The 13,275-nt window shown below is 70.2% G+C and carries 10 protein-coding genes; 8 read left to right on the top strand and 2 right to left on the bottom strand.

Features of this window, described 5'->3' with window-relative positions; genetic code table 11:
* Positions 1-27: 27 nt before the first annotated feature.
* Positions 28-1,527 (bottom strand): ROK family protein, encoded by a 1,500-nt coding sequence (locus tag IFT77_RS02400; protein WP_371740890.1) that lies wholly within the window; start codon positions 1,525-1,527, stop codon positions 28-30.
* Between IFT77_RS02400 and IFT77_RS02395 the strand changes: the two genes are divergently transcribed.
* From IFT77_RS02395 to IFT77_RS02360, 8 genes are all read left to right on the top strand, one after another.
* Entirely contained in the window at positions 1,441-2,286 is an 846-nt protein-coding gene (locus tag IFT77_RS02395; RefSeq protein WP_371740888.1) for a LacI family DNA-binding transcriptional regulator, read from the top strand. The genes IFT77_RS02400 and IFT77_RS02395 overlap by 87 nt on opposite strands.
* A gap of 200 nt (positions 2,287-2,486) precedes the next feature.
* A complete protein-coding gene (locus tag IFT77_RS02390; RefSeq protein ID WP_192169135.1) occupies positions 2,487-3,782 on the top strand; it encodes an ABC transporter substrate-binding protein in 1,296 nt (431 codons plus the stop codon).
* The gene (locus IFT77_RS02385) at positions 3,779-4,747 is read left to right on the top strand and encodes a carbohydrate ABC transporter permease (protein WP_192041796.1); all 969 of its coding nucleotides are present in this window, start codon (positions 3,779-3,781) and stop codon (positions 4,745-4,747) included. Before IFT77_RS02390 ends, IFT77_RS02385 begins: the two co-directional genes overlap by 4 nt.
* Positions 4,744-5,601, top strand: coding sequence for a carbohydrate ABC transporter permease (locus IFT77_RS02380; RefSeq protein ID WP_371740887.1), 858 nt, complete (start codon positions 4,744-4,746; stop codon positions 5,599-5,601). Before IFT77_RS02385 ends, IFT77_RS02380 begins: the two co-directional genes overlap by 4 nt.
* A complete protein-coding gene (locus IFT77_RS02375) occupies positions 5,598-8,096 on the top strand; it encodes a glycoside hydrolase family 2 protein (RefSeq protein ID WP_192041795.1) in 2,499 nt (832 codons plus the stop codon). The genes IFT77_RS02380 and IFT77_RS02375 overlap by 4 nt, the downstream gene beginning before the upstream one ends.
* A gap of 2 nt (positions 8,097-8,098) precedes the next feature.
* Entirely contained in the window at positions 8,099-9,067 is a 969-nt protein-coding gene (locus IFT77_RS02370; RefSeq protein WP_192041794.1) for an ROK family protein, read from the top strand.
* 156 nt (positions 9,068-9,223) lie between these two features.
* Positions 9,224-12,025, top strand: coding sequence for a carbohydrate binding domain-containing protein (locus IFT77_RS02365; protein WP_192169134.1), 2,802 nt, complete (start codon positions 9,224-9,226; stop codon positions 12,023-12,025).
* On the top strand, positions 12,022-13,032 hold the full coding sequence (locus IFT77_RS02360; RefSeq protein ID WP_192169133.1) for a glycosyl hydrolase: 1,011 nt from the start codon (positions 12,022-12,024) through the stop codon (positions 13,030-13,032). The genes IFT77_RS02365 and IFT77_RS02360 overlap by 4 nt, the downstream gene beginning before the upstream one ends.
* Here the strand turns inward: IFT77_RS02360 and IFT77_RS17360 are convergent.
* Complete coding sequence (locus IFT77_RS17360; protein ID WP_371740962.1) at positions 13,029-13,274, bottom strand: hypothetical protein; 246 nt, start codon at positions 13,272-13,274, stop codon at positions 13,029-13,031. The genes IFT77_RS02360 and IFT77_RS17360 overlap by 4 nt on opposite strands.
* Position 13,275: the final 1 nt, after the last annotated feature.

Here is a 13,275-nt window from a genome sequence, read left to right as displayed (position 1 = left end):
GTGGGTCTGGCTCTCGGCTTCCGCTGGTCAGTTCGGCCGAATGAGCTGCGGGCCGTGTCCCGGAGAGACAGAGCTCTGTAAGACCAGCGCTGCTGCTCCGATCGCGGCTGAGTCTCTCGGGTTGGTGGCCAACTCGACTCGGACGCCGTGCGATTGCCGCGCGAATGCGCTCTCCATGAGACGTTCTCGGACGGCCCGGGCGTACACGGAACCCGCGACCGCGATGCTCGGACCGGAGAGCACGAGCCGGTCGACGTCGAGGACGTTGACGAACGACACGACGGCGGCGGCGAGATAGCGCGCGGACGTCGCGATCAAGCTCTCGGCGACAGGGTGCCCGCCCACAGCAGCGCGAGCTAGACGGTCGAAGTCTTGGGTAACGGTGTGATCCTCGAAGGCGAGTCCGAGGCCGGTCAAGCGTCCTGACTGCTCACGGGCTTGATGCAGGACGGCGGCGGGCGCCGCATAACGTTCCACGCATCCTCGGTTGCCGCAGAAGCAAGGCTCGCCGTCGAGGTCAACGGACGTGTGCCCGAGCTCGCCAGCGTTCGAGCTCGCACCGCGATACAGGGCCCCGTCGATGATGATGCCGGCGCCGAGGCCCGTGCCCATGTATATGCCGGCGAAGGTCTCGGTGCGGGGGACACGACGCGTCCAGAACTCGCCCACGGCCGCGGCCGCGGCATCGTTGTCGATCAACACGGGCACGTCGAGACGCTCGGACAGCCTGTCCCGGAGCGAGAAGCCCTCCCAGCGACGCAGCGTCGGAGATCGGAGGATGGCGCCATGGTCGGCCGAGAGTGGACCGGGGGCGACGACCGCGACACCGGCGATCGACGCACGGGGGATGCCCGCGGCATCGACGAACGCGTCGAACTGCGCCACGAGCCGGTCGGTGACCTTCTCTGGCGAATCGAGCGATGCCCCGTCGACGAGCTGACGTGCGACGATACCGCCGCCGGCGCCCGTGGCGACGAAGGTCATCGACTCGTAGCCGAGCTGGACGCCGACGGCGTAGAGGGCGCCTGGGTTGATCTCGACGAGGGTCCGGGGCTTGCCGCCGCCGGAGGCGACCCGTCCGCTCTCGCGGACGATTCCCTCGGCGAGCAACCTGCGGACGATGTTGGAGATGCTCGGCTGGGTGAGACCCGTGGTCGAGGTCAGCTCGACCCTGCTGATCGGGCCGGACGAGCGGATGACGTCGACGACGAGTGCCCTGCTGCCCGGCCCGGACGCGGAAGACTCGGGTCTGGCCACGTCGTCCTCCGCACCTCGGGCGAGCCCTTGTGTCGTGCTGGCCCGCGTCGGTGACACGATAGCGGTCACGAGAGAGCGCCCGGCACCATGATCGGGGCCGAGGAGGACGAGGCCATGCGAGACGCGACCCTGACCGATAGCGACCATCCGTCGCAACTCCCGCGGCCGATCGGCCTGACCCTGGTGCGTCCCAGCGAGATCTACGGGGCCGAGCCGTACTTCCACGAGCTCACCGCCGGCCTCGACCGTGTCGTTCGACCACGGGGGCACGCAGTCCTGCTCCGGGTCCTTCCCGACCGGGAGACCGAAGTCGACCTGTGCCGCCGGTGGTCGGCCGGGGGCGTCGTGGACGCCGTCGTGCTCGTCGACCTGGGTGTGGACGACCCGCGGGTGTCCTTGGTCGCCGAGCTCGAACTGCCCGCGATCTCGGTCTCATCGCCCGCCATCTCGAGTGGGCTCCCCGCCGTCTGGACGAACGACGACGTCGCCGTCGAGGAGGCGGTGGATGCGCTGGCCTTGCTGGGCCACGTCCGTCTCGCCCACGTCAGCGGACCGCTGCGCCTCGCCCACTCCGTCGCCCGCCGGGACACCTTCGTCGCGATCTGCGACGATCGGGGGCTGATCGCGGCGACGGTGACGGGCGACTACTCGTTCGAGTCGGGCGAGCGAGCCCTGTCGGCGCTCCTCGACGCACAGGTCGACTCTGACGACCAGATCGTCGAGGGCGCCCCGGCTGTTCCGACCGCGGTGGTCTTCGACAACGACCTCATGGCGCTCGGCGGGCTCGCCGAGGCGCAACGCCGAGGTCTCGGCGTGCCCGGCGACCTTTCGATCGTCGCGTGGGACGACTCGGCCCAGTGCCAGCTCTCTGAGCCTCCGCTCTCCGCCCTCAGCCACGACGTCCAGCGCATCGGCGAGATGGTGGGCGAGACGGTGCTGGCCGTTCTCGACGGCCAGAGACCGCCCACCCTCGAGGCGCCTCCCATCGTCTTCGTGCCCCGGGCGACGACCGGCCCGCCGGCTCGCTGACGTCCCCGAGAGCGGACGCTCCTTGCCCGCCATGGCCGTTTCGGCGGCATCACACTTCATAAATTAATAATCAAAGTCTTGACACGGCGTAATGATGCAGACGAAGCTGAGGCACCCGACAAGCTCGCACCCGCCGAGACCTGCCGGACAGAACGGCCGAGGCACCTCGCCGGCACCCACGAACGAAGGAGTTCGAACGCATGAAGAAGACAGCACTCATGGGCATGGCGATGGTCTCGCTCACCGCGATCAGCCTCAGTGGCTGCTCGTCGGCGTCCAACGACGACGGGGACCCCTCGGGCGAGATCACCGTGCTCACCAACCGCACCGACCTCGTCGACACGACCTTCGCCGACTACGCGAAGACGTTCGAGGACAAGTACCCGGGCACGAGCGTGAAGTTCGAGGCGCTGACCGACTACGAGGGCGACGTCAAGATCCGCCTGAACTCGAAGGACTACGGCGACGCGCTGCTCATCCCCAGCTCGAACGTCACGAAGGACCAGTACTCGAGCTTCTTCGAGCCCCTCGGCACGGTGGACGAGATGAGCGAGAAGTACCGCTTCGTCGACGCAGGCGCGTACGACGGTCAGGTCTACGGCATCTCGACCTTCGGCTCCGCCATGGGCATGGTCGTCAACAAGAAGGTCTGGGCCGACGCCGGCGTCACCGAGGCCCCGACCACACAGGAGGAGTACCTCACCGACCTGCAGGCCATCCGCGACAAGACCGACGCCGACCCGTACTACACGAACTACGCCGACGGCTGGCCGCTGGCGACCATCGAGGGCAACCTCGGCGCCACCCAGGGTCCCGAGGTCCGCATGGAGATGGCCGAGGACGACGCCCCTTGGACGGAGGGCACCGACCAGTACAAGATCGACGACCTGCTCTTCCAGACCGTGGAGGCCGGCCTCAGCGAGGCCGACCCGACCACGACCAACTGGGAGGAGTCCAAGAACCTCCTCGCCCAGGGCAAGATCGGCTCGATGGTCCTCGGCTCCTGGGCCGTCAGCCAGATGCAGGACGCCGCCGAGGCCGCCGGTGCCTCCCGCGACGACATCGGCTTCTGGCCGATGCCCTGGCAGGTCGACGGCCAGTTCACCTCGGTGACGGCCAGCGACAAGGTCCTCGGCGTCAGCAAGAACAGCGACAACAAGGCGACCGCGAAGGCCTGGGTCGACTGGTTCACGAACGAGTCCGGCTACGCCGAGAACCAGGGAGCCATCAGCCCCGTCAAGAGCGACCCCGAGCCTGACACCCTCTCGGACTTCACCGCCCTCGACGTCCAGTACCTCGAGCTGGCTCCTGACCCGGTCGGCAAGGAGGCGCTGCTCACCGACATCGCCAACGAGGCGGAGATCGACATCTTCGGCAACACCTACCGTCAGAAGCTGATCGACACCGCCCGCGGCGCCGCCGACGGCGACGAGGACTCGTTCTTCTCCGACCTCAACGACCGCTGGGCCGCAGCGCAGGAGAAGGTCTCCGAATGACCCAGCTCGCCTCGCCTCCCGAGGTCGCGGCGACCGTCACCGACGGCGGCCGGCGCCGGGGCACCCGCCCCGGCGCCGGCCCGGCCGGGCGCGTGGGCCGGCGCGGCCTGCGCGCCACCCCGTGGCTGTTCCTCGTCGTGCCGCTGGCGTTCCTTCTTCTCCTGACCTACGTGCCGGTCGCGAACCTGCTCTGGTACAGCGTCACCGACTGGGACGGCCTGTCGCCGGTCAAGGAGTTCGTCGGCCCCGAGAACTTCGTCGAGATCTTCACCCGGCCCGAGATCTTCCAGGTCTTCTTCGTCAGCCTCTTCTACCTGGCCGGCGCCATCGCCCAGCTCGTCCTGGCCCTGTACTTCGCGACCCTCCTCAGCTTCACGACCCGCTTCTCGAACCTGTTCAAGGGGATCATCTTCTTCCCGTACCTCATCAACGGGGTCGCGATCGGCCTCGTCTTCCTCTACTTCTTCCGTCCCGGCGGCACCCTCGACGCCCTCGCCGCCCTGGTCGGCGTCGAGAACACCCCGCAGTGGCTCGGCGACCCCGGGGTCGTCAACACCTCGCTCGCCGCCACGAGCGTCTGGCGCTACATGGGCCTGAACTTCGTGCTCTTCCTGGGCGCGATCCAATCGGTCCCGTCCGAGCAGTACGAGGCGGCCGACCTCGACGGCGCGACGTCGTGGCACAAGTTCCTCTACATCATCGTGCCCAGCATCCGACGCATCCTCGGCCTGTCGTTCATCCTCGCGATCGCCGGCGCCCTCTCCGCGTTCGAGATGCCCTACATCATGACCGGAGGCGCCAACGGGTCGGAGACGTTCGTCATCCAGACCGTCGACACCGCGTTCCGCTTCTCGAAAGTGGGCCTCGCCTCCGCCATGGCCGTGGTCCTGCTCGTCATCGTGCTCGTCATCACCGCGGTGCAGCGGCTGCTGTTCCCCGACGAGAAGAAGGAGGACGCCTCGTGACCACCACCGCGTCGCTCACCCGTTCGCGCACGCTCGCCCGCACCGGGACGACCGTCAAGTACGTCAGCCTCCTGCTCGCGTGCCTCGCGGCCCTCGTCCCGCTCGTCACCATCGTCATGCTCGCCTTCAAGACGGACGAGGAGTATCGGACCTCGACCCCGCTCACCCCGCCCGGCAACTGGCTCAACCTCGACAACTTCGTCACCGCCTTCACCCAGGGCGGCATGCTGATGGGCTTCGTCAACACGGGGATCATCCTCGTCGTGTCCGTCGTCGGGACCATCCTGATCGGCACGATGGCCGCCTACGCCATCGACCGGTTCCGCTTCCGCGGCCGGAAGCTCGTGCTCGGGGGGTTCCTGCTCGCGACCCTCGTGCCGTCGGTCACGACGCAGGTCGCCACCTTCCAGGTGATCAGCGCCCTCGACCTCTTCAACACCCGGGGCGCGGCGATCCTCATCTTCATGGGGACCGACATCGTCGCGATCTACATCTTCCTGCAGTTCATGCAGTCGATCCCCGTCTCGCTCGACGAGGCCGCGATGCTCGACGGCGCGAGCCGCTTCACCGTCTACTGGCGGATCGTCCTGCCCCTGCTCAAGCCGGCCATCGCGACGGTGGTCATCATCAAGGGCATCGCGGTCTACAACGAGTTCTACATCCCGTTCCTCTACATGCCCTCACAGGACCTCGGCGTCATCTCGACCTCCCTGTTCCGCTTCATGGGCCCCTTCGGCGCGCAGTGGGAGGTCATCGCGGCCGGGACGCTGCTCGTGATCGTCCCCACCCTCGTCGCCTTCCTCTTCCTCCAGCGATACATCTACAACGGCCTCACGGCAGGAGCCACCAAGTGACCACCACCTTCCCCACCACCGCGACCGAGACCCGCCGCCCGCTGCACGACGGCTGGTCCGTCCGCTCGACCGGCGGCCCGGTGCCCGCCGAGATCGCCGCGGCGACCGTCCCCGCGACGGTGCCCGGCCTCGTCCACACGGACCTCCTCGCCGCCGGCCTCATCCCCGACCCCTACCTCGACCGCAACGAGCAGAAGGTCACCTGGATCGGCGAGAGCGACTGGGAGTACCGCACCACGTTCACGTGGGGTCCCGACGGCCACGACCGCCACGACCTCGTGTTCGAGGGCCTCGACACCGTCGCCACGGTCACCCTCAACGGCACCGAGCTGGCACGCACCGTCAACCAGCACCGCACCTACCGCCTCCCGGCCGACGGTGTGCTCGTCGACGGCGACAACGACCTCGTCGTCCACTTCGCCTCGCCCGTCGCCTACGCCGACCAGGCCAGCCTCGACATCGGCTACCGGCCGCACACCTACTTCCACCCCTTCAACGCCATCCGCAAGGCGGCCTGCAACTTCGGCTGGGACTGGGGCCTCGACGCCGCCTCCTCGGGCATCCACAAGCCCGTGACCCTGCACTCCTGGTCGGGCGCCCGCGTCGACAGCGTCCGCCCCGTCGTGACGACCGACGGAGGCGCGGGCCACGTCCGCGCCCATGTCACGATCGAGAGGTCGGCCGGGTCCGACGCCGCGGTGACCGTCTCCGGCTCCGTGACGAGCCCCGACGGAGCCGAGGCAGACACGGCCAGCGTCGACGTCTCCCCGGGCGCGACCGAGGCCGTCGTCGACCTCGACGTCGCCGACGTCGCGCTCTGGTGGCCCCGCGGCCACGGCGACGCCGTCCTCTACGACCTCGCCGTCGACCTCGGCGTCGACGACCGGCCCGCCGCCGCCTGGTCGACCCGCATCGGCTTCCGCACGGTCGTCGTCGAACTCGAGCCCGACTCCGAGGGCACCAGCTTCCGGGTCGTCGTCAACGGCCAGCCGGTCTGGACCAGGGGCGCGAACTGGATCCCCGACGACGCCTTCGTCACCCGCGTCACCCGCGACCGCGTCGCCGCCCGCCTCGACCAGGCCGAGTTCGCGAACATGAACCTGCTGCGCGTCTGGGGCGGCGGCTACTACGAGTCCGACGACTTCTACGAGCTGTGCGACGAACGCGGCATCATGACCTGGCAGGACTTCCTCTTCGCCTGCGCCTCCTACGCCGAGGAGGAGCCGCTCCGCGGCGAGGTCGAGGCCGAGGTCCGCGACAACGTGACGCGCCTGATGTCCCACCCGAGCCTCGTGCTCTGGAACGGCAACAACGAGAACATCTGGGGCTTCGAGGAATGGGGCTGGGAGAAGCGCCTCCAGGGTCGCACGTGGGGCCTCGGCTACTACCTCGACCTGCTGCCACGACTCGTCGCCGAACTCGACCCCGAGCGGTCCTACACGCCGGGCAGCCCCTGGTCGGGCGACCCCGGACGACCGGCGAACGAGATCGAGCACGGCTCGGTGCACCTCTGGGAGCTGTGGAACCGCGTCGACTACCCGCACTACCGCGACACCGTGCCCCGTTTCGTCGCCGAGTTCGGCTGGCAGGGCCCCGCGACCTGGTCCACGATCCAGCAGTCGATCTCCGACTCGCCCCTGACGCCCGAGTCGCCCGGCATGATCTGGCACCAGAAGGCGACCGACGGCAACGACAAGCTGACCGACGGCCTCGTCGCGCATCTCCCGCTGCCCGACGACACCGAGGACTGGCACTGGGCGATGTCGCTGAACCAGGCCCACGCCGTCGCCTTCGCCATCGAGCACTGGCGGTCGTGGAGCCCCACCACGATGGGCTCGATCGTCTGGCAGCTGAACGACTGCTGGCCCGTCACCTCCTGGGCAGCCGTCGACGGCTACGGACGCGCCAAGCCGCTGCTCTACGCCCTCAAGCACGTCTACGCCGACCGCCTCGTCACGATCCAGCCGCGCGGCGACGACCTCGCCGCCGCCGTCTCGAACGACTCGCCCGAGGCGTGGGAGGCGCAGGTCGTCCTCCAGAGGCTCTCCTACGAGGGCGAGGTGCTCGCCTCCGCGACGGTCGACCTGGCGCTCGACGCCCGCACCACCACCACGGTCGCGATCCCCGCCGAGGTCGCCGCCTTCGGCGATCCGGCCCGCGAGCTGATGGTCGCCACGGTCGGCGCCGAGCGGGGGCTGTGGTTCCCGGTCGAACAGCGCGACTCGGCCCTGACCGCCGCCGACCTGACGACGGCCGTCACCGCGGTCGACGGCGGCTACGACGTCGTGGTGACCAGCGCCTCCTTGGCTCGCGACGTGACGCTGCTCGTCGACAAGGTCGACGTGCACGCCGTCGTCGACGACATGATGGTCACCCTGCTGCCCGGGGAGTCCGTGACGTTCCGCGTGAGCATCGATGCCGACCTCACCCCCGAGCAGCTGACCTCGGCGAGCGTGCTCCGCACGTCGAACCAGCTCGTCGTCGACTGGGCCTGACGATGTCGAGGCTCGCCCTGGCAGTCGACCTGGGCGGCACCAAGGTCGAGGCTGCCCTCGTCGACGACGACGGCCGGATCGTCGGGGGCAGCCGAGTGCGCGCCGCCACGGGCGCGGCGGCCTCGCGGGTAGAGCTGCGGGGTGCCGTCGGCACCGTGGTCGGCGGTGCCCTGGCCGCCCTCCCGGCCGGCGGCGAGCTGGTGGGTGCTGGCATCGGGTCGGCCGGCCCCGTCGACCTCGTCGCGGGTACGGTGAGCCCGAAGAACCTGCCCGTCCTCGCCGGGTTCGACCTGCGCCGAGAAGTCGAGGACCGCCTCCAGGCCCTGCCGGTCCGGCTTCGCCTGGACGGCACCTGCATCGCTCTCGCCGAGCACTGGCTCGGAGCGACGGCCGGGCTCGCGAACACGATGTCCATGGTGGTCTCGACGGGGGTCGGCGGTGGGCTGATCGTCGGCGGCGCCCTGGTGTCGGGCAGGACGGGGAACGCCGGACACATCGGCCAGATCCACGTCGCCGGCTTCGGAGGGGAAGCAGGCGAGGCCGACTCGACCACGCTCGAGGCCGTCGCGTCCGGGACGAACGCCGTGCGCTGGGCCCGGAGCCACGGCTGGTCCGGGACCTCGGGGGAGGACCTCGCCCTGTCGTGCGCCGACGGGGAGCCGACCGCCCTGGCGGCCGTCCACCGATCCGCCGCCGCCGTCGGCCAGGCGATCGCCGGCACGACCACGCTGCTCGACCTGGACGCCGTCGCCGTCGGCGGCGGCTTCGCGGGGGTCGTGCCCGACTACGTCGACCTGGTGCGCCACGGGGCCCGTCGAGCCACCGTGCTCCCCTACGCCACCGAGGTGCTCATCGTCCCGGCAGCCCTCGGATCCGCCGCTCCCTTGCTGGGAGCCGCCGCACTCGTCCACCGCCCCGACATGGTCGACCCGAACCGGGTCGACACACGGCGGCTGGTCAGCACCACCTGACACCGGGCGGCCCGAACGGGGCGCCCTGATCACCGCACAGCCGAAGGAGCCTGAGCACCGATGACGACACCGATCGCCACCAGCGTCCCCAGCCACGACCATCCGTCCCGCACGACCCCGAGACCGACACGGAGGCGGTCGATCCGAGTGTGTGCCGTGGTCGCCACGGGCGTCCTGCTCGGCTCGCTCGCACCCCTGACGCCACACCAGGCGGAGGCCGCGTCCGCCGCGCCCCGCGCCGAGTGGACGACCCAGAACACCGAGTTCGTCACCCGGGACGCGTCACGCCTCCAACTCGGGGGAGAGACCTTCCGGGCCAGCGGGGCCAACATCTACTGGCTCGGCCTCGACGAGAACGTCGGCGGGGTCGACTACCCCACCTTCTTCCGCATCAAGGACACCCTCGACTCGGCCCACCGAGCCGGCATCACCGTCGTCCGCTCGCACATGGGCACCTCGACGGCCCAGGACGACGCGAACACGCTCGCGCTGATGCCGAGCCTGGGCGAGTACGACGACGACGCCTTCGCCACGATCGACTTCGCCGTCGCCTACGCCGGGTCGCTCGGCATGCGGCTCATCCTGCCGCTCACCGACGAGTGGGAGTACTACCACGGCGGCCACCGCGACTTCACGACGCCCCTGGGCCTCGAGTCCGCCGACTTCTACACCGACCCTCGGGCCATCGACGCCTACCAGGACTACGTCGACCACGTCGTCGGGCGGACCAACGCGCTGACCGGCGTCCCCTACGCCGAGGACCCGACCATCATGGCCTGGGAACTCGGCAACGAACTCGAGGGCATGACCCTCCCGTGGATCGACGAACAGGTCGCCCACATCAAGCGACAGGCCCCGTCCCAGCTCGTCGCCGCCGGCCGACGGTTCGACATCGACCCCGACACCCTCGCCGCGACCGCGCTCGACATCGTCGACGTCCACTACTACCCGCCGACGGCCGCCCGCGTCTCAGCCGATGCCGCGACCGTCACCGCCGCCGGGAAGGTCTACATCGCCGGCGAGTACGCCTCGACGGCGGCGACGCCCGCGCTGTTGAGCCCGCTCGCCCAGGACCCGGCCGTCTCCGGGATGTTCGCCTGGTCGCTGTTCGGCCACGACGACCGCGCCGGCCTCGTGCCCCACGACGACGGGTTCACCTTCCACCTGCCCGGAGGGACGCCGTCCGAGGAGTCTCGGGCCGAGGCGATCCGCCAGTACGCCCGCGACATCGGCGTCGTGCTGCCCGCCCTGCCTCTCGAGACCCCGATCGTGACGAGCGTGCAGCGAGCCCAGGGCATCTCGACCATCACCTGGCGCGGGACCGCCGGCGCAGCCGGATACGTCGTCGAGCGACAGGTCGACGACCAGCCGTGGACGACCGTCACCGAGGAGGCACTGGGCGCGTCAGCCGGGACCGTCACCGACATCGAGTCCCCGGCCGGCGCCTCCTACCGGGTCCGGGCACTCGACGGCGCGGGGACGACCGGACCCGCGTCCGATGTCGTCCACCCGGACGGCGGCGATGTGCTCGTCGACCCCGTGCAGGACTGGCGCCTCTCGTCCGAACATGACGGCGTGACGGTCGCGGCCGACCCTGACGGAGGATCCGTCATCGCGACGGACGGCACATCCGGCACGGTGGCCTGGCAGCACGCCGGGCTCACCCGTGCCGAGTTCCAGGTAGACGAGCCGGGCGCCGCCCGCATCGAGACCAGCGCGGACGGCAGCACGTGGGTGCCTGCCGCCACGGTCGTCACCGACGAGGGCTCGGTCGTCGCCGACGGCCTCGCCGACGACCACGTCCGCGTCGTGTTGACCGGAGACGCGCACCTCACGCGGGCCACCCTGCGGTCCGCGGCCGTCGACCCCACCACGGCGCCCGGCGCGTTCTCGCTCCAGGCGCCCCTCGACGAGACGACGGGCACCACCTCGACGCCGGACTTCGCCTGGACGGCCGCGACCGACGCCGCCTACTACCGCTTCGCGCTCACGAACGCTGAGGGCACCGTCGTGGCCTCGGCCGACGGTCTCACGGGCACGTCGTACCGGCCCGACGTCACGCTCGTGCCCGGCACGACCTACCGGTGGTCGGTCGAGGCCGTGAACGGCGTCGGCACCACGACGTCGGTGCCCACGACGGCGTCCTTCGCCACGCGTCCGCTCCCCACGGAGGCGCTCGGCGTGGAGGACTTCGAGGAGTACGCCGACGACGCCGCCCTCACCAGCACCTACGTGCGCAACACCGGCGGCGGAGCCGTCACGTCCACCCTCGGCGAGAACCCGTCCACGGGCTCCCAGGCAGGACGGTTCGCCTACGACCTCGCGGGCCCCGGCTACGCGGGCGTCGTCCGCACCCTCGCCGAGCCGCAGGACTGGTGGGGCTACACCGGCCTCTCGCTCTCGCTGCGTGCCCCCGCCGGTGACGACGTGACGGTACAGATCGTGGCGGGCGGGTCGTACTTCGAGACCACCCTCGCGGTCGAGGGGGAGGGCTGGCAGCAGATCGACGTGCCCTTCAGCGCGTTCGCGCCGCCTGCCTGGGCGGGCGACGCCGTCCTCGACCCGTCGACCGTGACGCAGCTCGCGTTCTACCTCGGCGGCGACGGTGCTGGCGAGCTGCTCGTGGACGACGTCGTCACGATGGTCGACCCTGCCGCGGTCGTACCTGCAGATCCGGGCACGCCGGGCACGCCCGGTACGCCGGGCAGCGGTGCCGGGCCGGCAGGTCCGGAGTCCGGTGCAGGAGGCGCGGTGCCCGTCAGCGGGACCGGCACCGTCCCGGCCTCCGCGACCACCGCCTCCACAGGTCTCGCCTTCACCGGCTCGACCTCGACCACGGCGCTCGCCCTGGCCGCCCTGGCATCGGTCATCGCCGGTGCCGTCGCACTCCGGGCCGCACGACGACGTCGGCTCGCATCGACGACCACCTCGGTGGTCGAGCGAGGAGAAGCATCATGACCACACGTCCGAAGCACACCGCCCTCGGGGCCGGCATGGCGTTCCTCCTGGCGGGGATCCTCGCCGTGGGCGCACCCGCGGCGACCCCGGCGGAGGCGTTCAGCCCGACCGGCAAGAGCACGGTGATGAACTACCTGGCGAGCATCAAGGGCCAGAAGACCATCAGCGGGCAGCACAACAAGGAGCCCGCCGGGCAGCCGAGCCAGTACACACAGCGCGTCAAGGACATCACCGGGGTCTACCCGGCGCTCTGGGGCGGGGACTTCCTCTTCGCCGCCTCTGACGTGGCGAACCGGCAGCGTGTCGTCGACCAGGCGAAGACGGAGTGGAAGAACGGGGCGCTCGTCTCGCTGACGTGGCACGTCTGCCCACCGACGGTCGGGTCGTCGTGTTCGTGGAACGACGTCAACGCGAACCTCACCGACGCGCAGTGGTCGCAGCTGACCACGAATGGGACGACGTTGAACGCGGCGTGGAAGTCACGACTCGACGAGGTCGTCCCCTACCTGCAGCAGCTGAAGGATGCGGGCGTGCCCGCCGTCTTCCGTCCGCTGCACGAGATGAACGAGCAGTGGGCCTGGTGGGGCGGACGTTCGGGATCGGCCGGCTCCGCGAAGCTCTACCAGATCACCCGCGACCACCTGGCCGGCACGAAGGGCATGACGAACCTGGTCTGGGCCTGGAACGTGCAGGACAACCCGGCCGGCGGACTGGCCGGCTACTACCCGGGCAGCTCGTACGTCGACGTCGTCACCCTGGACGCCTGGTACAAGACCTTCCCGAGTGCAGCCGAATACCAGACGATGCAATCGATCGCGGCAGGGAAGCCGATCGCCCTGGGCGAGGTCGGCAAGATGCCCACGTCGGCGCACCTGGCCGCGCAGCCGAACTGGACGTGGTTCATGCACTGGTCGGAGCAGCTCGAGTCCGCGAACACACAACAGGCGATCAAGGACACCTACGCGGACCCCCGCGTCCTGCACCAGGGAGACATCGCCATTCCCTAGCTCGGACGAGCCCGGCACGGGGCAGAGGAGGGGTGCCGTCGCGCGACGTGCCGGCACCCCTTCTCCTCATCCGGCTCCGGCGCGCTCCATGCCCTCGACGAGAGCTCGAGCTCGCCGACGACGGGGTGGTTCAGCTTCTCGGAGCCGGTGCAGCGGCAGCTGACATCGTGCGCCGCCCAGCGAGGGCGCTCTCGGAGACGCGCGGGCCCAGGAGGGAGGTCCCTGAAGTACCCGTCAGACAGG

Source organism: Frigoribacterium sp. CFBP 13729, from assembly GCF_014841875.1.
GTDB lineage: Bacteria > Actinomycetota > Actinomycetes > Actinomycetales > Microbacteriaceae > Frigoribacterium.
Note: the sequence above shows the minus strand (reverse complement) of the source record. Positions and strands in the feature narration are given on the sequence as shown.

What these genes read in the sequence shown, in the direction of transcription:
- IFT77_RS02390 (WP_192169135.1), top strand. Translation starts at nt 2,487, where the DNA reads ATGAAGAAGACAGCACTCATGGGCATGGCGATGGTCTCGCTCACCGCG.
- IFT77_RS02360 (WP_192169133.1), top strand. Translation starts at nt 12,022, where the DNA reads ATGACCACACGTCCGAAGCACACCGCCCTCGGGGCCGGCATGGCGTTC.
- IFT77_RS02385 (WP_192041796.1), top strand. Translation starts at nt 3,779, where the DNA reads ATGACCCAGCTCGCCTCGCCTCCCGAGGTCGCGGCGACCGTCACCGAC.
- IFT77_RS02370 (WP_192041794.1), top strand. Translation starts at nt 8,099, where the DNA reads ATGTCGAGGCTCGCCCTGGCAGTCGACCTGGGCGGCACCAAGGTCGAG.